Source organism: Ciceribacter sp. L1K22 (assembly GCF_017599385.1).
Lineage (GTDB): Bacteria > Pseudomonadota > Alphaproteobacteria > Rhizobiales > Rhizobiaceae > Allorhizobium.
In genome coordinates this window covers 3181346-3202026 of sequence record NZ_JAGFPK010000001.1, presented here as the reverse complement: position 1 = coordinate 3202026, position 20681 = coordinate 3181346, and the positions used below count along the sequence as shown (strand labels likewise).

The following is a 20681-nucleotide window of genomic DNA, read 5'->3' as shown; positions in this document are numbered from 1 at the left end:
TTCCGTGCAAAAACTACAACACATGACGCCAACCGATGTCAGCATCTCTGCTGCGGCGCAAGAAAAAGGCGCCCGGACACTGGTCCGGACGCCGACTTTTTCAGGGATTGCGGTACGCCTATTTCAGGGCAGCGTCCGTGATGTCCATGGTGTAGGCGCCTTCCGGCTCCTTGGTGATGACCGGGTCGGAGCCGCCGCCGAGCAATGTCTTGACGGTCCGGTCGTAGTCGGCCTTATCAAGCGCGCCGTTCGAACCGGCGGTCAGCTTAGCGACTTCGCCCATCATCCGCTTCTGGTGCTGTTCGGTCTGAGCGCCCGATGCGTCGTTTTCAAGCACGATGTCGGCGGCTTCGTCCGGGTTCTCTTCGGCGTATTTCCAGCCCTTCATCGAAGCGCGAACGAACTTGACCATTTTTTCCTTGAAAGCGGCGTCCTTCAGGGAGTCCTCCAGAACATAGAGGCCGTCTTCCAGCGTCGCGACGCCTTCGTCCTCGTACTTGAAGGTCACCAGTTCCTCCGGCTTGATGCCGGCGTCGATAACCTGCCAGTACTCGTTGTATGTCATGGTCGAGATGCAGGCCGCCTGCTTCTGCAGCAGCGGATCGACGTTGAAGCCTTGCTTCAGCACGGTGACACCATCCGGCGAGCCATCGGTCTTGATGCCGAGCGTGCTCATCCATGACAGGAACGGATATTCGTTGCCGAAGAACCACACGCCGAGCGTCTTGCCCTTGAAGTCATCGGGCTTGGTGATGCCGGTTTCCTTGAGGCAGGTCAGCATCATGCCCGAGGACTTGAAAGGCTGGGCGATGTTGACGAGCGGCACGCCTTTTTCGCGGGTAGCCAGCGCCGACGGCATCCAGTCGACGATCACGTCGGCGCCGCCACCGGCCAGAACCTGCGGCGGAGCGATGTCCGGACCGCCCGGCTTGATTTCGACGTCGAGGCCTTCTTCTTCGTAGAAGCCCTTGTCCTTGGCGACGTAGTAGCCGGCGAACTGGGCCTGGGTGACCCATTTCAGCTGCAGCGTCACCTTTTCGGCAGCGGCCGCTTGCATCGCCATCAGCGACACGGCGCCGGCGAGGAGCATGGAAGCGATTTTGTTCTTCATTGTCAGTTCCCTCTTTTTGTTGTTACGCCTGCCCACCACGGACAGACGGATGCCAGAAGGTGACGGCCCGCTCGGCGAGCGCCACCAGACCGTAGAAGATCGAGCCGGCGAGCGCGGCAACCGCGATCTCGGCCCAGACCATGTCGACATTGCTGCGCCCCACTTCCGTGGAAATCCGGAACCCCATGCCGACGATCGGGGTGCCGAAAAACTCCGCGACGATGGCGCCAATCAACGCCAGCGTCGAATTGATCTTGAGTGCATTGAAAATGAAAGGCCATGCGGCAGGCAGCCTCAGCTTCAAGAGCGTCTGCCACCAGGAGGCGGCATAGGTCCGCATCAGGTCGCGCTCCATATGGCTTGCGGCCGACAGGCCCTGAACCGTGTTCACCAGCATCGGAAAGAAGGTCATGATCACGACGACGGCGACCTTGGACTGCCAGTCGAAGCCGAACCACATGACCATGATCGGCGCGATGCCGACGACCGGGAGAGCGGAAACGAAATTGCCGATCGGCAGCAAGCCCTTCTGCAGGAACGGCGAACGATCCACGAGGATCGCGACGATGAAGCCGAGACCGCAGCCGAGCACCCAGCCGGTCAGTACCGATTTCAGGAAGGTCTGCTGGAAGTCGGCCCAAAGTGTTGGAACCGAGGTGGTCAGGCGGGCCCAAATCATCGAGGGCGCGGGCAGGAGGATCGACGGAATGTTGAAACCTTTGACCAGACACTCCCAGATCGCCAGCAGCGTGATGCCGAAGATCAGCGGAACGGCGGCATTGACGAGCTTACGCGCCATCGCGTCTGCAGGGCGCAGTCGTACAAGCCATTCGTTCAGCCCCCAAGCGGCCAGCCAGAAGACGACGGCAAAGGTCAAATAACCGTTCATGGCTTGACCCCCATGCGCTTGAGAACCTGGGTGTGCGCCATCCCGACGATCGAAACCAGGATCGCGGCGAGGCCCGCTGCCATGAAAAGCGCGGCCCATATCTGGATCGTCTGGCCATAATACGACCCGGACAACAGCCGGGCGCCGAGGCCCGCGACGGCGCCGGTTGGCAGTTCCCCGACGATGGCTCCGACGAGCGAAATGGCGATCGCGACCTTCAGCGAGGTGAAAAGATAAGGCATCGATGATGGCCAGCGCAGTTTCCAGAAAATCTGCGAGGGGCTGGCGTGATACGTGTGCATCAGGTCCAGCAGGATGATGTCAGGACTTCTCAAGCCCTTCACCATGCCGACGACGATCGGGAAGAAGGAGAGATAAGTCGAGATCAATGCCTTCGGCAGCACGCCGGAAATCCCGATCGCGTTCAGGACGACGATGATCATCGGCGCGACGGCGAGGATCGGGATGGTCTGGCTGGCGATGACCCACGGCATCAGCGAGCGATCCATGGCCCGGTTGTGGACGATGCCGATCGCCAGCAGGATACCGAGCGCGGTGCCGATGCCGAAGCCGAGCAGGGTGGCGGAGAGCGTGATCCACGCGTGGTAGACGAGGCTGCGCTTGGAGGTGACAGCCTTGTTGACCGTGGTGTCCCAGAGTTCGGCGATGATCTGGTGCGGCGCCGGCAGCACGGGCCTTTCCTGAGCGAACGTCCGTTCCATGATCTGGCCGAACGAGATCTCCTCGCCGGCACGGGCCGCCTGGTCGCGCACGAAGGGCGCGTTGAGATAGATAACGAACAGATGCCAGATCACCAGGATGACGGCTATGACGGTCAGGATCGGAAAGAGACGGTCACGCACAAAGGAAGACGTTGTCCCCATCAGACGCCTCCCTTCTGCGGGAAGAGCATCAGCGCCATCGAGACAATGCCGAGCGCGACGCCCGCCATTTGCGTGGCCGACAGACGTTCGCCGAAGACGAGGAAGGCGATGACGTTGATCAGCAGGAGTTGCGCCACGGAAGACGCGGAGATCGCGAGCCCCAGCCCGCCTTCGCGCATCAGCTTCACCATCATCAGGTTGCCGATGCAGTAAAGGGCGAGAGACAGAAGGAGAACCCAGAGCCTGTCGCCGCTGGCGATGTAGGCCCGCGACGCTGTGGCCGCAGAGAGAAATACGACCATGGCGGCGCCGAGCCAGAGGAGGAAGGCCGGGTTCATGGGCGGCGCTCCGGGAAAGTAACTTTGCCCCTCATCCGGCTGCCGCCACCTTCTCCCCGTTGGAACGGGGAGAAGGGACTCGTGGCACCGCCGGCGCTCCATGTCTCTTCTCCCCGCCAGCGGGGAGAAGGTGCCGGCAGGCGGATGAGGGGCAACTTGGTAGAAAATCGATTGCTACTCCTCATAGCTATGCCCCGCCTTCAGCCCTTCCCGTACCCTGTGGGCGATCTTCAGGAATTCCTCGCTCTCGCGAATCTCCAATGGCCGCTCCTTCGGCAACGTCGACTCGATGATGTCGGTGACACGGCCGGGGCGGGGGCTCATGACGACGATCTTGGTCGAGAGGTAGACGGCCTCGGGGATTGAGTGGGTGACGAAGCAGATCGTCTTGTTGGTGCGGGCCCAGAGCTTCAGGAGTTGTTCGTTCAGGTGGTCGCGAACGATCTCGTCAAGCGCGCCGAAGGGTTCGTCCATCAGGAGCAGGTCAGCGTCGAAGGCCAGCGCGCGGGCGATTGAGGCGCGCTGCTGCATTCCGCCCGACAGCTGCCAGGGATACTTCTTGCCGAAACCGGAGAGATTGACGAGGTCGAGGGTCTGCTCGATCCGGCGCTTCTGCTCCTCCTTCGTGAAGCCCATGATTTCGAGCGGGAGGGCTATGTTCTTCTCGATCGTGCGCCATGGATAAAGTGCGGCTGCCTGGAAGACATAGCCATAGGACCGGTCCTTGCGGGCGTTTTCCGGCGTCATGCCGTTGACTGTGATCGTGCCGGATGTGTGTTTTTCCAGATCGGCGATCACGCGCAGAAACGTTGTCTTGCCGCAGCCCGACGGGCCGATGAAGGAGACGAAATCACCCTTCCTGACATCGAGGTCGACATTGGAGAGCGCATGGACGGGACCATCGCCGGTCTGGAAGGTAAGACAGAGGTCCTTGGCGGACACGACGGAGAAGCCTGGAGCAGTCATTGCCTGGAGCCGATCGTTTTTGTTTTTGAGGCGAAACGCCCGATTGATGATAATATTGCTGCGCCGGCGGGATCCGGCCTATCAGGTTTTGCGGGAGGAGATCCCGCCATGGAGGATGACGCGCATGGACCTAGCATCGAAACCCACCTGCCGGGTCGTGAAGCCCGGCCATACCTATGACGGCAAGCAGGGGCTCAGCTACTTCGAGGGGATTGCGGCGGAGACCGTCGGCTCGAAGGGCATCTGCATGCACCTCTTGACCATGCCGCCCGGCGCGCGCGCCAAGGCGCATCTGCACGAGAGCCACGAAACGGCGATCTACTGCCTCTCCGGCCAGGCGCATACCTGGTACGGCGACCGGCTGGAGAACCACATCATCCTGCACGCCGGCGAGATGTTCTACATCCCGGCCGGTGTTCCGCATCTGCCGGCCAACCTGTCGAACGCACCTTGCTCGGCGATCATCGCGCGCACCGATCCCAACGAGCAGGAGAGCGTCGTCCTGCTGCCGGAGCTGGACGCGCTGGTGCAGATTTGACGTCAGGCTGGCGGGCACCGCTGACATTGTAAGCATTACACACCCGTCGCCGGAATGCCCGTGCGCTCCACCTTGCGCGGTGCGACGAGTTCCTTCCACGTCGACAGCGCCTTGTTCACTGCCGTGAACGGCTCGCGCTTGACGAACTGGCCGTGGCCCTCGCGGGTCTTCACCGAGGATTCCTCGATCGCGACATAGCCGCGTGTCAGCGTGTAGCGGGGCAGGCCGGTGACTTCCTTGCCCTCGAAGACATTATAGTCAATCGAGGATTGCTGGGACTTGGCCGAGATCGTCTTCGAGCGCTTCGGATCCCAGACGACGAGGTCCGCATCGGCACCGACGAGGACGGCACCTTTCTTCGGATAGACGTTGAGGATCTTGGCGATGTTGGTCGACGTCACCGCGACGAACTCGTTCATCGTCAGGCGGCCCGTCGCCACACCATAGGTCCAGAGCATCGGCATGCGATCCTCAAGTCCGCCCGTGCCGTTCGGGATTTTGGCGAAGTTGCCGACGCCGAAGCGTTTCTGGTCGGTGGTGAAGGCGCAGTGGTCGGTGGCGACGACCGAGAGCGAGCCCGACTGCAGGCCCGCCCACAGCGAGTCCTGGTGCTGCTTGTTGCGGAAGGGGGGCGACATGACGCGGCGGGCGGCATGGTCCCAGTCCTTGTTGAAGTACTCGCTCTCGTCGAGCGTCAGATGCTGGATCAGCGGCTCGCCATAGACGCGCATGCCCTTCTGCCGGGCGCGGCGGATGGCTTCATGGGCCTGTTCACAGGAGGTGTGCACGACATAGAGCGGAACACCCGCCATGTCGGCCAGCATGATGGCGCGGTTGGTGGCCTCGCCCTCGACCTCCGGCGGACGGGAATAGGCATGGGCTTCCGGACCGTTATTGCCTTCAGCGAGCAGCTTTGCCGTCATCGAGGCGACGACGTCGCCGTTTTCGGCATGCACCATCGGCAGGGCGCCAAGCTCGGCGCACCGCTGGAACGAGGCGAACATCTCGTCGTCGTTCACCATCAGCGCACCCTTGTAGGCCATGAAGTGCTTGAAGGTGTTGATGCCCTTGTCCTGCACGACAGTCTTCATCTCGTCGAAGACGCGCTCGTTCCAGCCCGTGATTGCCATGTGGAATGAATAGTCGGCGGTCGCTCGTCCCGACTTGTTGTCCCACATCTGGAGGGCTTCGAGCAGCGACTGGTCGGGGGCGGGCAGACAGAAATCGACGACCATGGTCGTGCCGCCGGAAAGGCCGGCGCGCGTGCCGCTTTCGAAGTCGTCGGCCGAATAGGTGCCCATGAACGGCATTTCGAGGTGGACGTGAGGGTCGATACCGCCGGGCATCACGTAGCAACCCGTAGCGTCCAGGACGTCGTCGCCCGACAGGTTGGGGCCGATCTCAACGATCACGCCGCCGTCGATCTTCACGTCGGCCTTGTAAGTGAGATCGGCGGTCACGATGGTGCCGTTCTTGATGACTGTGCTCATGTCGTTCCCCTTGTTCGTCTTGCGGGCGGTTGTTCGCCTCGTGTCGTTTTGTCGTTCGGGTAAGGCCGCCTAGGGGATCATCTCCTCATCGGCGGTGGCGTTATGGACCATTCGCGTCTCCAGCTGGATGACGCGGGCCGTCAGTTCACTTCTCTCCTGCAGCAGCCGTTCGCGTTCGCCGGCACGGTGTCTGTTGCCGGCGTAACGCAAAAGCAGCGTTGCGATGGCAAGAAACACGATCGCTGCGGAAACCGCGATGGCCGTCGTGGTCGGCTCCACGCCGCATGTCGCGGTCGCGTCCCGCAGTCCGGTCAGGGCCCCAGCGTCGCAGAAGACGAGGGTGGCCTTCTCCGTCAGGGCATCGCGGACCCACCACAGGAGCAGATACGGGAGAAGGAGCAGAAGGTAGATCGCCGCCCGTGGTCCGCTTCGCTCTGCCATCTTGATCCCCCGGGTTCCGCTGTTGCATCGACGGGTTCACTCTAGGCTACGATTTCAGCGGTTTCCAGCACGGCATGCAGCAATACATCGGCACCGGCGGTGGCCCATTCCTTCGAGATTTCCTCGGCCTCGTTGTGGGAAAGACCGCCGACGCAGGGGCACATGACCATTGTCGACGGTGCGACCTTGGCGGCCCAACAGGCGTCGTGGCCGGCGCCGGAAATGAGATTCATGTGGCTGTAGCCAAGGCGTTCGGCGGCGTTTCGCACCCGCTCGACGAGCGTCGGGTCGAAGGTCACCGGGTCGAAGTGGCCGACCGCCTCGACCGAACATCCAACGCCGAGCGTGTCGCAAATCTTTGCCGCTTCCGCCTCGATCTTGGAACGCATGCGGTTGAGCTTGTCGAGGTCCGGTGTTCGGATATCGACCGTGAAGACGACGGTGCCCGGCAGCACGTTTCTTGAATTCGGCGAAAACTTCACCTGTCCGACGCCGCCGACGGCGCCCGGCTGGTTTTCCATGGCGACAGCCTGCACCATTTCCATGATGCGCGCCATCGCAAGGCCGGCATTGACGCGCATGCTCATCGGGGTGGACCCGGTGTGCGCTTCCTTCCCGGTCAAGGTGAACTCCAGCCACCAGAGGCCCTGACAGTGCGTGACGACGCCGATCTGCTTTTTCTCCGCCTCGAGGATCGGCCCCTGCTCGATGTGGTACTCGAAATAGGCGTGCATCTTGCGGGCACCGACCTCTTCCACGCCTAGCCAGCCGATACGTTTCAGCTCCTCGCCATAGGTCTTGCCGTCCGGATCCTTGCGCGCATACGCGTAGTCGAGAGAATGCACGCCGGCGAAGACGCCGGAGGCCAGCATGGCCGGGGCAAACCGCGCACCTTCTTCGTTGGCCCAGTTGGTGACAACGATCGGATGTTTGGTCGTGATGCCGAGGTCGTTCATCGAACGAACCACTTCCAGAGCCGCCAGCACGCCGAGCACGCCGTCATATTTGCCGCCGGTCGGCTGGGTGTCGAGGTGCGAGCCGACATAGACGGGCAGGGCATCAGGGTCCGTACCGGGCCGGGTCATGAACATCGTGCCCATCTTGTCGACACCCATGGTCATTCCGGCTTCGTCGCACCACCGTTTGAACAGATGACGGCCTTCACCGTCTTCGTCCGTCAGAGTCTGGCGGTTGTTGCCGCCAGCAATGCCGGGGCCGATCTTCGCCATCTCCATCAGCGAATCCCACAGGCGATCGCCGTTGATGCGCATGTTCTCGCCGGGTGCTGCCACCATGACTTCATCCTCACCTGTCTTTGCGGGGGAGACGGCGCGTGGTCTCTCCCTTTACGTTCCCCTGGTCATCTCCGCTGCCTTGATGGTCTTTTCGGAGGTTTTCATCTCGGCGGTTGCCTTCGGAAGGCATCTGCCGGATAATTTGACCGACTGGTAAACATTACAGCTTCCACCGGCGTACTCAAGACGAAAAACTCGAAAAAACGTAGCGGAAATCGCGTGCATTTGCCGCAAAAAGATGCAGGGTAATCTTGATAAAGATCAACCGGTTAAAGGTTGGCAACTGACACTTACGAGAGGCTTCATGGCAATTCCGAGGGCGGCGAAGACTTTGCGGCGGACACGCATTCAGGAGGAGAAGGAGGAGCTGATCCTGGAGGCGGCATTAGACGTCTTTTCGTCTCGCGGTTTCCACGGTTCCACGATCGACCAGATCGCCGAGGTGGCGGGTATGTCGAAGCCGAATCTGCTCTACTATTTTCGCACGAAAGACGCGATGCACCGGGCGTTGATCGACAGGGTGCTCGAAAACTGGCTGGAACCGCTTCGCGCTTTCGACGCCGCAGGTGATCCCGAGGAGGAAATACGCTCCTATATTCGTCGCAAGCTAGAGATGGCGCGAGACTATCCGCGCGAAAGCCGACTCTTTGCCAACGAAATCCTCCAGGGTGCGCCTCGTATCATCGATGTGCTGAGGGGGCCGCTGAAGGAACTCGTGGACGAGAAGGTTGAGGTCATCCGCAGCTGGGCCAGGGCGGGAAAGGTCGCCGATAGCGACCCCTACCACCTCATATTCTCGATCTGGTCGACCACACAGCACTATGCCGATTTCGACGTGCAGGTGCAGGCGGTGCTGGGTGCGGAGGCAAAGCAGCAAAGCCGGTTCGAGGATGCGGCGCGTTATCTGGAAGAGCTGTTCGTCCGCGGCCTGCTGGTTCAGCCGCAGACGTGAACGGCGGCCGTCAGTCCCTCAATAGCCCCATCACCAGCAAACCGCCGGCCGTGACGAGAGCGCCCATGAAAACAGCGGGGCTCGCCCAGCCGTGCCCGATCATGCCCTCGAGGATGATGACGGTGGTGGGTGTTAGATAGCCGTAGCCGAGGACCTTTGCGGCAGGCAGGCGCGTCGAGGCATATTGGAGGAGCATGAAGGTAACGGCCGTGGTCACGATGGACAGGTAGGCCACTGTCGCCCAGACCGAGATGGGGAGGGCGGAGAAGTCCGTCCTGACCAGCGGCAGCAGGCCGGTCGGTAGCAGCCAAGGGATGCTGTAAACGGTGACCCAGAAGCCGAACGCGACCGGATTTTCGCCGCGCCCGAATTTTCGTATCAGCGGCACATAAGCCGCATGGGCGATCACGCCGAAGAAGTAGATGATTTCGCCGGTGCCGACGTCAAAGGACAGAATGGCCTGTAGATCTGCCCTGAAGATCACCCAGACGGCTCCAAGGGCGGCGATGACAAGTGCGGCCAGAACGCCCGGACGGGTCGGCTGGCGGATCAGGACCAGTGCGAATCCGGCGCTCAAAAGCGGCATCAGAGTGAAAACCGCGCCCGTCTGTACGGGGCTCGTGAACTCCAGCGCCGTGAACATCGTCAGCATATAGAAAGCGATCAGGCCGCCAAGAATCGCAAAGCGCCACGGCTGCTTTGGCAGAACGAGCGGCGCCTTGAAGATGCCAAAGGCCATGACGCCCATGACGACGACGGTCAGCAGGTACCGCCACAGCGTCAGGGGGCCCGCCTCCATCGACTGCGCGGCGATGCCGCCGAATGAGAATGAACCCGCGATCAGTGCAGCGAAAAGCAGCATGGCTCCGTGAGCCAGGAGCTTTTCCCGGCCCGTGGCATGAATGACATGGCTGTTCGGAGAAGCGGCTCTTTCAGTTAGGTCGGCCATCTCTGTGCTGCGTTTCGATCGGCGTCGTCTCCACGATCCAGCTTGACCGCAAAGCCGTTCTCGATTCATCGTCGGCTTCTCATTGCCGAATTCCCCCGCCTGTTACCCGAATGTGGCTCCCATGACAACGACGATCGGTTTTCAAGACACCGAGAAGAAGACCAGCGACGTCCTTCAAGACGTCATCGCGTCCATGCACGGCGAGGACGTCACCTTGCGGGAAATTCTCAGCGAGATGGGGGAGAGCGGCCTCTTGCTGCTCTGCGGGTTGCTGTCGTTGCCCTTTCTTTTCCCGGTCTCCATCCCAGGCGTCTCAACCGTGTTCGGCGCCGGCATCGTCCTGATCGGTATTGCGATCACGCTCAACCAGATGCCCTGGCTGCCCGAACGATTGGCCGACCGGCGTCTCGACAGCAAGAAGCTTGTTCCGGTGCTAGAGCGCGGCGTCGGCGTGCTGCGTCGCATGGACGGCTATATCAAGCCGCGCCTTTCCGTGCTGACGACTGGCACGCCCGTCAATCGTGTCAACGGTCTCGTCCTGACTTTCTCCGGCTTTCTGTTGATGATGCCGTTGAGTTTCATTCCGTTCTCCAACACCTTGCCAGGTGTCGCGATCCTGCTGCTATCGGCGGGCATCTCGCAGCGCGACGGCGCCGTGGTGGCGGCGGGATACCTGCTGGTGGTGTTGACAGTGCTCTATTTCGGCGGACTGGCCTACGGCGCATTCGCAGCCACGCAAAGCTTTGGCGTGCTCGGCGGCTAAGCCCATGTCGCCGCAAATCCGAGAGTGTGGTCAGCCGACAGATTTGATCGGCGGTTTCATGGTCTTCTGGTAGTCGAGCGCGAACTCCATGAAGTCGTTCGCCGACATCGGCCGTGCGAGCGCATATCCCTGGAGCGTCTGGCAGCCGAGTTCGCGAAGGATGGTCGCGTGCTCCATCGTTTCCACGCCTTCGGCGACGATGTCTATCGACAACGACCGGCCGATCTCGACGATCGAACCGATCAGACGCCGCTGGGCCTCCGACTCGATCACCGGACGGGTCAGTTGGCGGTCGATCTTGAGCCGGCGAGGCGAGAGCTTCAGCAGGCTGAGGATTGAAGCGTAACCGGTGCCGAAGTCGTCTATTTCGATGTCGATGCCGTGCTGGCGAATCCTTTCGATCGCGACGATCGCCGCTTCGTTCTTGTCGTCGAAGGAGATCGATTCCAGGAGTTCGAACGACACGCGCCCTTTCGGGATATTGATGCGTTCGAGATGCTCAAGCAGGCCTTCGTCAAACAGGCGCTGGGCCGAGATGTTGACGGACACCTTGGGGATGACAAGACCGTTGGCTTCCCAGCGGGTGGCCTGGAAGAGCGTCTGGTCGAGGATTGCCGCGTCGATCTGCGAGACGACGTTCAGGTCCTCGGCGGCGGCAAGGAATGTTGCGGGACCCAGCAGTCCGCGCTCTGGATGATCCCAGCGGGCGAGTGCCTCGACACCGCAGATGGCCAGCGTGCTGGCGTCGAACTGGGGCTGATAATAGGCAATGAAGCCGTTCTGCTCCACAGACTTGAGAATGGCGTCGGCCGTCTGCTTGGTCGCAACGGCCAGTGACTTCATCGCCTCGGTATAGTGTTCCACGCGGTTGCGGCCGCGCCGCTTCGCGTCATAGAGCGCGATATCGGCATTGACCAGCAACTGGTCGGCCCGCTCTTCCGGACCGCGCTTGACGGCTATACCAATACTTGCGCCCACCCGGCAGTCGTGGCCGTGATAGGTGACAGATGCATTGATCGCATCAATCAGGCGCTTGGCGAGTTCGGTATAGTCGCTCTCGGTGGCGGTTCCCGCGCAGACCACGACGAATTCGTCACCGCCGATACGCGCTGCGAAGTCGCCGCGGCGGATGTTCTCCCGAAGCCTCGCCGCAGCGTGCCTAAGGATAACGTCGCCGGCACCATGGCCGAGCGTGTCGTTGATTTCCTTGAAGCGATCTAGGTCGATATGCAGGAGGGCGTAGCGACCTTTTACACCCGGCGTCTCGTCCATTTCCTTGAGACGCTGGTCGAGGAAGCGGCGATTGGGCAGGTCCGTCAGCGCGTCGTGGAGCGAGTTGTACTCCATGTGCTGTCTGGCGCGCTCCAGTTCCTGGTTCTGGATTTCAGCCTGGCGCTTGGCTTCGATCAACGCTTGCTGAAGCTTCACATCGCCCGTGACGTTCCAGTTGATGCCGACCATTTTCTTGCGGAACCGGGAGTCGCGGTACATCGTGCCATAGGAGCGGATGTGCCGGATTTCGCCGGACGGGCAGATCACGCGGAATTCGGTCGAGTAGTCACGTCCGGATGCCACGGACTCGGCGAATTGTCGCTCCGCTTCCTCGACGTCGTCGGGATGCAGGATATTTCGCCACGTGGCGTATTCGGCGACCGTCGCGTTTTCGACGCCGTAGAGAGAGCGCATCCGCGCATCCCAGTTCAGTTCACCGGAGGCGATATCGAGTTCCCAGACACCGATTTTCGAGGCTTCTAGAGCGATTTCCAGGCGGTGGGACAGCGCCCGAAGCTCTTCTTCCCTCTGCCGCAGCACGGTGATGTTGCCGTGGCGCTCGCGCAGAAGGCTGGCGACCCAGAGAACAGGCGCCATGATCAGCACCCCAACGGTCAACATCAAGGCACGGAAAAGCCACATGTCCGGGGCGCTGTCCGTCCAGCCACCCTTCGGGACGGCGGATACCCGCCAACGCAGTTCGCCGATGGACACCGTCATCCTGACGGGACGCTCGGTCTCGATCGTCGCATTTCCAAAGAAGGTGTTGCCCAGTCGACCATCCTCTAGCTCGGTCGAAATGGCGATATCGATCGGCAGATCCGGGTTCTTGAGGCCGCTTTCCTCGTAGAGTCGCTCGATGTCGATCACGGCAGAGAGGATGCCCCAGAAATTGCGGCCAGCCTTCCGCGTCTCGTAGACGACGGGGTAGCGGACGATCACGCCGCGACCGCCCTGGACGAGATCGAGCGGACCCGTGATGACGTAGCGACCTGTGTCTCGGGCTCGCTCCGCGCCCTTGCGCTGAATCTCGTTGGTTCGGTAGTCGAGGCCCATCACGCCTTCGTTGCCGATCGTCGGATAGACGTAGGAGACACGCATATCCGGAGCGGCGGCCAGCGAGCGGAGCTGTGTGGTGGTGTCGAAGATCCGGGCGGCGAGCGCCGAAAATCTCTCGCGGTCCATGCTCGGCTCGGTCTCCAGCGCGGCGACGAAACCCCTGATAAGTTGCACGTTGGAGTTTATGTTGGTCTCGAGATTGGTGCGCAGCGCCCCCAACTGCTCGGCAACCTGATTTCGGGTATTGTCGAGATGGACCAACTTTTTCTGGGTGTCAGCGTAGACGATCGATACCGCAACCGCGGCTATGACGATGAGCGCAGGAAAATAGTACTGCAGAATTGCACGCAATTCAGCCCAGCGCGCTGATAGACCGCCGTGTCCCGCCATTGCGGCTCCCCGTAACCCTGCGTATCGCGAACGTCATTCAAATCGGGTTGAAAATGCGTACAGCATCTCCAAGCAGCCTAAATTTGCAGCAACAGTTGAATATTTCCTGAATCGGAAACGCGCGCGACCGTACTGAAACGGGCAAAGAAAAGGCCCTCCGAAGAGGGCCAGTTTTGACGGGAGGTTATTATTCGGCGGCCTGAACGGCCATTGGATTATTGGGATGCGTCGTCCAGTTGGCGTAATCAGGGTCAACAGGGCGGCCAGTGCGCTGATCGAGCGTGCCGGGCTCCAGCCCGACCATCGTGATACAGTTCTCCACGGGACAGACGTTGACGCAGAGATTGCAGCCGACGCACTCGTCTTCCATGACCTCGAACTTTCGCACTCCATCCACCATGCTAGTGATCGCCTGGTGCGAGGTGTCCTCGCAGGCGATGTGACAGCGTCCGCACTTGATGCAGGCGTCCTGGTCGATGCGCGCCTTGGCGATGTAGTTGAGGTTCAGGTACTGCCAGTCGGTGACGTTAGGCACCGCGCGGCCTGTGATGTCGTCAAGAGTCCGGTGGCCCTTGGCGTCCATCCAGTCCGACAGGCCGGTAATCATCTCCTGAACGATCTTGAAGCCATACGTCATGGCCGCTGTGCAGACCTGGACGTTGCCGGCTCCCAGGACAAGGAACTCGGCCGCGTCACGCCAGGTGGTCACGCCGCCGATGCCGGAAATCGGCAGGCCTTGGGTTTCCGGATCGCGGGCGATCTCTGCCACCATGTTAAGGGCGATCGGCTTGACCGCCGGGCCGCAATAGCCGCCGTGGGTGCCCTTGCCGCCGACCGTGGGATTGGGTGCGAAATTGTCGAGATCGACGGAAACGATCGAGTTGATCGTGTTGATCAGCGACACTGCGTCTGTGCCGCCGGCTTTGGCGGCGCGGGCGGGCTTGCGGATGTCGGTGATGTTTGGGGTGAGCTTGGTTATCACCGGCATGCGGGTATATTGCTTGCACCAGCGCACAACCATCTCGATGTATTCCGGCACCTGTCCGACGGCGGCGCCCATGCCGCGTTCGGACATGCCGTGGGGACAGCCGAAGTTGAGCTCGATGCCGTCGGCGCCTGTCTCCTCGACGAGAGGCAGGATCGCTTTCCAGGCATTCTCCTCGCATGGCACCATGATCGAGGCGATCAGCGCCCGGTCCGGCCAGTTCTTCTTCACCATCTTCATCTCCTGCAGGTTGATCTGCAGGGGGCGGTCGGTGATGAGTTCGATGTTGTTCAGGCCGAGCAGGCGTCGGTCTGCGCCCCAGATCGCGCCGTAGCGCGGTCCGTTGACGTTGACGACCGGCGGGCCGTCCTCGCCCAGCGTCTTCCAGACGACGCCGCCCCAGCCCGCCTTAAAGGCACGCTCGACGTTGTAGGCCTTATCGGTGGGCGGTGCCGAGGCGAGCCAGAAGGGATTGGGCGATTTGATGCCGACGAAATTGTTTCTGATATCAGCCATGTGTCTCTCCCGATCGGTTAGGCGACAGCGGTCACGCCCGCCGCAGATGCGGCGAGAGAGCGGTTGATGCTTTTGGCCGCGTCGCGGCCCATGGCGACGGCGGAGACGGTGAGGTCCTTGCCGCCGGTGGCGCAGTCGCCGCCGGCCCACACGCCCGCAATGGAGGTGCGTCCCTCGCCATCGATCGCGATCTTGCCGCCTTCAAGGCGAAGGCTGTCCAGGCCGAGCGGATCGAGCTTCTGGCCGATCGCGACGAGGATCTGGTCGGCCTTGATCTCTGCCGTATGCCCCGTGCCCTTCATCACCCCGTTTTCGAGATGGGTGTATTCGAAGGTGATCGCCGAGCAGTGTCCGTGATGGTGGGCGATCTCCTTCGGCTGCAGCCAGTGGCGAATGTGAACGCCCTTCGAGGCAGCGAGGTCCTGCTCGAACTCCGAGGCGTTCATGTGTTCCTTGCCGCGGCGATAGCAGATGGTGACGTTTTCTGCTCCGAGCAGCTTGCATTGAACGGCCGCGTCGATCGCGGTCATCCCGCCGCCGATCACCACCACGTCGCGGCCGACGGGAACATCGGCCTTGTCATTGGCTTCGCGCAGGTTCGCGATGAACTCGACCGCATCGACCACGCCATTGATCTGCGCGCCCGGGATGTTCAGCGCGTTGACGTTGCCGAGACCAGCGCCGAGGAACACCGCGTCGAACTTTGCCTGCAGATCCGGAAGCGTGAAATCCCGCCCCAGCATCTCGCCGTTGACGACATCGATATTGCCGATCGACAGGATGTAATCGACTTCCCGCTGGGCAAAGTCGTTGGTCGTCTTGTACGCGGCGATGCCGTATTCGTTCAGACCGCCGGCTTTCTCCCTATGGTCGTAGATCGTGACGAAATGGCCGGCCATGGCGAGCCGGTGGGCGCAGGCGAGGCCGGCGGGACCGGCGCCGACCACAGCGACTTTTTTGCCGGTTTCGGGGCCTGCCGTGTAGAACTGCCGGCCCTCGGCGATCGCCACGTCAGTCGCATAGCGCTGAAGACGGCCGATCTCGACGGGGCGTTCCTCGGCGGTATTGCGGACGCAGACTTCCTCGCAGAGTTGCTCGGTCGGACAGACGCGGGCGCACATGCCGCCAAGAATGTTCTGGTCGAAGATCGTCTTCGCCGAACCCAGCGGATTGCCAGTCGAGATCTGCCGGATGAAGAGCGGAATGTCGATCGAGGTCGGACAGGCCGTCATGCACGGCGCGTCGTAACAGAAGTAGCACCGGTCGGATGCAACCAGTGCCTCGTGATCACCCAAGGGTGGATGAAGATCGGAAAAATTTCTTGCATAGTCGGCAGCATCGAGCCGCCCGGCCTTCAGGCCCGGTTCCAGTCGTCGCATCTGAGTTCCCTCTGTTTTTTTAGGTGCGATTGCACACACGGTAACTCAGGATAAAAATTTTATCAAACGGTAAAATTTTGGAGTTTTTCGCACCAGATTGCCTGTGGCGCCGGGGTTTCTGCGGGCATCAGTCCGCACGTTCCCGATCGCGCCAGGCACGTGGCGAGACGCCTGCATGACGGGTGAAGAAGCGGCTGAAATAGGCCTGGTCATCGAAGCCGAGGCTCTCGGCGATCTGCCTGATGCTGATCGCTGTGAAGGCGAGGTCGCGCTTGGCTTCGGTCATAATCCGCTCGTCGATCAGCCGGCTTACCGGCTTGCCGGCAACTGCATTGGTGAGGCGATTAAGATGGGTGGCGGTCATGCCGAGTCGACGTGCATAGGTCTCGACAGGAAGATGCATTCGAAATCCGTCCCGGATCATCCGTTCCAGTTCGGCGAAGCGGGTGCGATCGCGATCGAGGGCGCTTCCGGGGCTTTCACCCAGTATGCGGGGGATGAGGAGCAGGGCGCTCGTGAGGAGGCTTTCGATCAGGGCAACCGGGCCGGCGGTCCCGAGCAGGATTTCCCGCTCGATGCGATCCAGCGTCGCGATCAGGAAGGTGCCGTCCGGGTGACCGGCGGGAACATGCAGGTGGTGCGGGGCGGCGAGCCAGTCGTCATTCCCATAATAACCCGGCCGGCAGGCGGGAAACCTGTCGGTGACCATGGTCATTACGGCGCCGTCTATATCTCGCGAGAAACGGAAGCCATGTTCGTGCTTTTCCGGGACGACCACCACGCACGGTGCCGCCAGCGGACGCCAGCGGTTGTCGAACAGAACCTCTCCCGTTCCGGCGCGGATGTGCAGGATCTGGAACAACGAGCCGTGCCGGTGTGGCTTTATCTCCCACCGGTGGAGGCTGCTGCGGCTGGCGATCGATTCCGCGTGCAGCCAGAACTCCGGCCTGCCGTCGCTGTTTTCCCCATAGAGGTTGTAGGTGGGCACATTGCGCATGACCTCAGTTTATCTCGCCATGTTTGATTTGTCCAAGTCTGTGGCTGAATCCTCCATTGTTCGCCATGCGGCTTCTCTTATCATTCGTCATGAAATTGGGAGGATTTCGCATGCGTACTCAGGTCGTCATCATCGGCTCCGGGCCGTCTGGTCTTATGCTCGGCGCGCTGTTGTCCAAGTCCGGCATCGACAACATCATTATCGACCGGGTCGATCGAGACTATATCCTGGGCCGGATCAGGGCAGGGGTGCTGGAGGTCGGCGCGATCGGACTCATGGACAGGATCGGTGCCGGGGAGCGGATGCACCGGGAGGGTCTCCTGCACGACGGGTTCAGCCTGTCGTTTTCGGGTCGGCGGCACCGGATTGCGCTGAAGGAACTCACCGGCACCTCGGTCATGGTTTACGGCCAGACCGAGTTGACACGGGACCTCATGGATCACCGTGAGCAAAGCGGCGCGAAGACGATCTACAACGCCGGGAACGTCACCCCGCACGAATTCGACGGCGAAAAGCCCTATGTGACCTACGAAAGGGACGGCGTGACGCATCGTATCGACTGCGACTTCATCGCCGGCTGCGACGGCTATCATGGACCGTCTCGTTCCGCCGTCCAGGGAAAGGGGCTGCAAACCTACGAAAAGGTCTATCCCTTCGGCTGGCTGGGCGTGCTCGCCGACGTTCCACCCGTTCATCATGAACTGATCTATGCAAACCATGCGCGTGGCTTTGCGCTCTGCTCACAGCGGTCTCCGACCCGCAGCCGTTACTACGTACAGGTGCCGCTGACGGACAAGGTGGAGGAATGGTCCGACGACGCCTTCTGGGATGAGATCCGCAGACGGGTTCCGGAGGATGTGGCGCAGAGCATGGTAACAGGTCCGTCGATCGAAAAGTCCATCGCGCCGCTCAGGTCGTTCGTCGCCGAACCGCTGCGCTTCGGGCGGCTGTTCCTGGTCGGCGACGCCGGTCATATCGTGCCGCCGACCGGGGCCAAGGGGTTGAACCTCGCCGCCTCGGACGTCCATTACCTGTTTGCCGGCCTTGAGGAGTTCTACGGCGAGAAATCGAAGGCCGGAATTGATGCCTATTCCGCGCGGGCGCTGCGGCGGATCTGGAAGGCGGAGCGGTTCTCCTGGTCTATGACGATGCTGATGCACCGCTTTCCCGACGATGGAGAGTTCGGTCAAAAGGTCCAGGAGGCTGAACTGGACTACCTCGCTTCTTCGGTACCGGCGCAAACGGCCATGGCCGAAAACTATGTCGGTCTTCCTTATTGATCATGGAAATTCATCTCGGCAACGCCGGTCCTTGAACGGGCCGGCGTTGTGACGTGAAAATATGACCTGAAAAGTCATGTTTAATCTTTACTCGAAAAATCAAGTTTATTATGGTCCCGACTCGTGAGGATCGGCGATTGCCGTGATCGTGTGGCCAGCATCGGGAGCATTCATGGCGAAGAAGGGTAAGAAGCAGGCGGCGCAGAAGCTTGCGGGCAGGACGGAGGATGTAGCGGTCAACGAACCGACGTCGCGGACAATCCGCAGCTTCCTCTATGTCGGCGGCCGGGACTGCCAGGTCGCGCACCTTCGCCAGATTGCAAGCAATCACGGGGCGGAACTCATTCACCACGACGGGGGTTTGAGGGAGGCGGTATCGCGTATCGACACCGTGCTGCCATCGGTCGACTGCGTGTTCTGCCCTATCGACTGTATCAGCCACGATGCGTGTCTGAGGGTTAAGTCCGGCTGCAAGAAGTTCGGAAAGACCTTCATACCGCTCCGCAATGGCAGCAAATCCAGTCTGGAGCGAGCGCTGCAGACCCTGAATGACCGAGGTGCGAACAATGAGTGACGAGAAGCATTTTATGACCGGACTGCACAAGCTGGCACAGCAGAACGGGGACGGACTTATACCGGAGCTTCTCGAGCGGCTTGCCGCTGCTGACACAAACTTGCAACACAGTGCCGAGATTGTGAAACTGCCGGGCTTGCATGAGCGACCCAATGCGCCCATGTCTCGCTGGTCGCCCTCGGGTGACGCAGTAGTCATCAATTTTCCTGCGCCCCGCTGGCAACGCAATGCCGAGAGGAAGAACGGCTGATCCGGTCGCACTTCGGCGGAGCAGGGATCATCAAGGAACGTTCACATGAACGAGATGAGCCGGGCCGATTTCAGCGAAGTCGACGTCATGCCGATCCTCCCCTCGCTGAATTTCTCGCAGACCCGCGACTTCTACGTCAATGCGCTCGGCTTCGAACAGAAGCCGGTCGCCTGTGAAGACTACATCGTGTTTCGGCGTGGTCGCATGGAATTGCAGTTTTGGCAGTGTGAGGATCCGCTGATGTCCAGCAACAGCTCCGTTTTCATCCGCTGCAATTCCGTTTCAAGTCTCTATGAGGAACTTGTTGCACGTGGCATCGATGGTGTGATGCGCACAGCCGAAGACGATGGCGGCATCGCACGGTTCTATGTCCGCGACCCGCACGGCAACCTCTTGATGTTCGGTCAGCGCGAGACCGGCAGCCTCTGAACGCGGCCCGCCGATCCCGGTTAAGCGGATCGTCTCGAAAACGGCGACCGCGGACCGTGTTTGCTGGTCGATCTCAGCGTTTCGGCTGGCGGATGAGAGCGCCTACGCCGGCGAGCAGCCATCCGGCCATCATCGTCATGCCGCCAATGGGTGCTGCCATTGGAAAAATGCCGACGCCATAGAACTGCTTGAGCGTCAGGTCGCCCGCGAAGAGGCAACATCCAAGCCCCATCACCAGCGCCGCAACAGTTGCCGTGCGCAGCAGACGTTGCGCCGCGAACAGTGCGAGCATGGCTGGCGCATGGGCAAGGCACATGGCCGATGCCGGTCCGAGCAGGACACCTCCTGCATGGGTTGCGGCGGCGGCAAGGCCTACCCCGGCCATGCCGATCAGCCCGGCGAGCACGCCAACCAATGGACTCAGGCGTTCCGGCAGATCCATGTGGCTCACTCCTTGTTCTGCATGTGGTGCGCAAGCCGTTCGACCGGCTCCCAGATGATGTCGCGGAGTTTTTCGTTGGCGATCGTGTCGTCCATGGCGCGACGGAAGCAGAGCAGCCACTCATCGCGTTCTTCGGCTCCGATCTCAGCGACGAAATGGCGACGGCGCAGCATAGGATGCCCGCGTTTTTCGATGTAGAGAGACGGGCCACCGAGATAGCCGCTCAGATACTCGTAGAGTTTCTCCTCGCTTTCCGCGAGGTTCGAAGGATGAATGGCCCGGCACCTTGCTGCCTCGGGAAGCGTGTCCATCAGCTCGTAGAACCGCCGGGTCAGCGCCTTCACGGTATCGTCGCCGCCTATGGCCTCATAGAGGGTGATCGTCTCTTGTGTCACGGTCGTCCTTTCGCAACTGACGCGTTTTTGCCCCGACAGCTCTCGCCGCGCAAGCGCGTCGTCATCGCGGGTGGTGCGACAAATGGACGGCCCGCCC

22 protein-coding genes are annotated in these 20681 nt (G+C 61.3%); 7 read left to right on the top strand and 15 right to left on the bottom strand.

Annotated elements, in window-relative coordinates:
• Positions 1–118: 118 nt before the first annotated feature.
• The 5 genes from J5J09_RS15910 to J5J09_RS15890 all read right to left on the bottom strand — a co-directional run bounded on the left by J5J09_RS15910 (position 119) and on the right by J5J09_RS15890 (position 4188).
• Entirely contained in the window at positions 119–1111 is a 993-nt protein-coding gene (locus J5J09_RS15910) for an ABC transporter substrate-binding protein (RefSeq protein WP_208552149.1), read from the bottom strand.
• Positions 1112–1133: 22 nt separating this feature from the next.
• Positions 1134–2000: an ABC transporter permease gene (locus tag J5J09_RS15905; RefSeq protein ID WP_208552148.1), complete on the bottom strand. Its 867-nt coding sequence runs from the start codon at positions 1998–2000 to the stop codon at positions 1134–1136.
• Positions 1997–2884, bottom strand: a complete 888-nt coding sequence (locus J5J09_RS15900; RefSeq protein ID WP_208552147.1) for an ABC transporter permease — start codon at positions 2882–2884, stop codon at positions 1997–1999. Before J5J09_RS15900 ends, J5J09_RS15905 begins: the two co-directional genes overlap by 4 nt.
• On the bottom strand, positions 2884–3222 hold the full coding sequence (locus tag J5J09_RS15895; protein WP_208552146.1) for a hypothetical protein: 339 nt from the start codon (positions 3220–3222) through the stop codon (positions 2884–2886). Before J5J09_RS15895 ends, J5J09_RS15900 begins: the two co-directional genes overlap by 1 nt.
• Before the next feature lie 174 nt (positions 3223–3396).
• Positions 3397–4188 carry an ABC transporter ATP-binding protein gene (locus J5J09_RS15890; protein ID WP_208552145.1) on the bottom strand — a complete coding sequence of 264 codons (792 nt, stop codon included), beginning with the start codon at positions 4186–4188 and terminating at the stop codon, positions 3397–3399.
• A 124-nt stretch (positions 4189–4312) separates the two neighbouring features.
• Between J5J09_RS15890 and J5J09_RS15885 the strand changes: the two genes are divergently transcribed.
• A complete protein-coding gene (locus tag J5J09_RS15885) occupies positions 4313–4726 on the top strand; it encodes a cupin domain-containing protein (protein WP_208552144.1) in 414 nt (137 codons plus the stop codon).
• A 35-nt stretch (positions 4727–4761) separates the two neighbouring features.
• Here the strand turns inward: J5J09_RS15885 and hydA are convergent, their stop codons facing one another.
• The 3 genes from hydA to J5J09_RS15870 form a co-directional block, all read right to left on the bottom strand.
• Positions 4762–6216 (bottom strand): dihydropyrimidinase, encoded by a 1455-nt coding sequence (gene hydA, locus J5J09_RS15880; RefSeq protein ID WP_208552138.1) that lies wholly within the window; start codon positions 6214–6216, stop codon positions 4762–4764.
• A gap of 69 nt (positions 6217–6285) precedes the next feature.
• Positions 6286–6657 (bottom strand): hypothetical protein, encoded by a 372-nt coding sequence (locus J5J09_RS15875; RefSeq protein ID WP_208552134.1) that lies wholly within the window; start codon positions 6655–6657, stop codon positions 6286–6288.
• Between the two features lie 41 nt (positions 6658–6698).
• Positions 6699–7952, bottom strand: a complete 1254-nt coding sequence (locus tag J5J09_RS15870; protein WP_208552133.1) for a Zn-dependent hydrolase — start codon at positions 7950–7952, stop codon at positions 6699–6701.
• A 304-nt stretch (positions 7953–8256) separates the two neighbouring features.
• On the opposite strand from J5J09_RS15870, the gene J5J09_RS15865 reads away from it, so the two are divergent.
• Positions 8257–8904: a TetR family transcriptional regulator C-terminal domain-containing protein gene (locus tag J5J09_RS15865; protein ID WP_208552132.1), complete on the top strand. Its 648-nt coding sequence runs from the start codon at positions 8257–8259 to the stop codon at positions 8902–8904.
• 10 nt (positions 8905–8914) lie between these two features.
• On the opposite strand, the gene J5J09_RS15860 is transcribed toward J5J09_RS15865, so the two are convergent.
• On the bottom strand, positions 8915–9853 hold the full coding sequence (locus J5J09_RS15860) for a DMT family transporter (RefSeq protein ID WP_208552130.1): 939 nt from the start codon (positions 9851–9853) through the stop codon (positions 8915–8917).
• Between the two features lie 121 nt (positions 9854–9974).
• Between J5J09_RS15860 and J5J09_RS15855 the strand changes: the two genes are divergently transcribed.
• Positions 9975–10616 carry an exopolysaccharide biosynthesis protein gene (locus J5J09_RS15855; RefSeq protein WP_208552126.1) on the top strand — a complete coding sequence of 214 codons (642 nt, stop codon included), beginning with the start codon at positions 9975–9977 and terminating at the stop codon, positions 10614–10616.
• A gap of 30 nt (positions 10617–10646) precedes the next feature.
• Here the strand turns inward: J5J09_RS15855 and J5J09_RS15850 are convergent, their stop codons facing one another.
• The 4 genes from J5J09_RS15850 to J5J09_RS15835 all read right to left on the bottom strand — a co-directional run bounded on the left by J5J09_RS15850 (position 10647) and on the right by J5J09_RS15835 (position 17214).
• Positions 10647–13337, bottom strand: a complete 2691-nt coding sequence (locus J5J09_RS15850; protein WP_208552116.1) for an EAL domain-containing protein — start codon at positions 13335–13337, stop codon at positions 10647–10649.
• Between the two features lie 187 nt (positions 13338–13524).
• Positions 13525–14838 (bottom strand): NAD-dependent dihydropyrimidine dehydrogenase subunit PreA, encoded by a 1314-nt coding sequence (gene preA, locus J5J09_RS15845; protein WP_208552113.1) that lies wholly within the window; start codon positions 14836–14838, stop codon positions 13525–13527.
• A gap of 17 nt (positions 14839–14855) precedes the next feature.
• On the bottom strand, positions 14856–16217 hold the full coding sequence (locus J5J09_RS15840) for an NAD(P)-dependent oxidoreductase (protein WP_208552110.1): 1362 nt from the start codon (positions 16215–16217) through the stop codon (positions 14856–14858).
• Positions 16218–16344: 127 nt separating this feature from the next.
• Positions 16345–17214, bottom strand: a complete 870-nt coding sequence (locus J5J09_RS15835) for a helix-turn-helix domain-containing protein (RefSeq protein ID WP_208552107.1) — start codon at positions 17212–17214, stop codon at positions 16345–16347.
• 110 nt (positions 17215–17324) lie between these two features.
• Here J5J09_RS15835 and pobA point away from each other — a divergent pair, with 110 nt between their 5' ends.
• From pobA to J5J09_RS15815, 4 genes are all read left to right on the top strand, one after another.
• Positions 17325–18494 carry a 4-hydroxybenzoate 3-monooxygenase gene (gene pobA / locus J5J09_RS15830; RefSeq protein ID WP_208552105.1) on the top strand — a complete coding sequence of 390 codons (1170 nt, stop codon included), beginning with the start codon at positions 17325–17327 and terminating at the stop codon, positions 18492–18494.
• A gap of 172 nt (positions 18495–18666) precedes the next feature.
• Complete coding sequence (locus J5J09_RS15825) at positions 18667–19068, top strand: DUF2325 domain-containing protein (protein WP_208552104.1); 402 nt, start codon at positions 18667–18669, stop codon at positions 19066–19068.
• Positions 19061–19318, top strand: a complete 258-nt coding sequence (locus J5J09_RS15820; RefSeq protein ID WP_208552103.1) for a hypothetical protein — start codon at positions 19061–19063, stop codon at positions 19316–19318. The genes J5J09_RS15825 and J5J09_RS15820 overlap by 8 nt, the downstream gene beginning before the upstream one ends.
• Before the next feature lie 45 nt (positions 19319–19363).
• Entirely contained in the window at positions 19364–19747 is a 384-nt protein-coding gene (locus J5J09_RS15815; RefSeq protein ID WP_208552102.1) for a VOC family protein, read from the top strand.
• A 73-nt stretch (positions 19748–19820) separates the two neighbouring features.
• Here the strand turns inward: J5J09_RS15815 and J5J09_RS15810 are convergent, their stop codons facing one another.
• Positions 19821–20189 (bottom strand): DUF423 domain-containing protein, encoded by a 369-nt coding sequence (locus J5J09_RS15810; protein ID WP_208552101.1) that lies wholly within the window; start codon positions 20187–20189, stop codon positions 19821–19823.
• A 5-nt stretch (positions 20190–20194) separates the two neighbouring features.
• Positions 20195–20584 (bottom strand): group II truncated hemoglobin, encoded by a 390-nt coding sequence (locus J5J09_RS15805; RefSeq protein ID WP_208552099.1) that lies wholly within the window; start codon positions 20582–20584, stop codon positions 20195–20197.
• Positions 20585–20681: the final 97 nt, after the last annotated feature.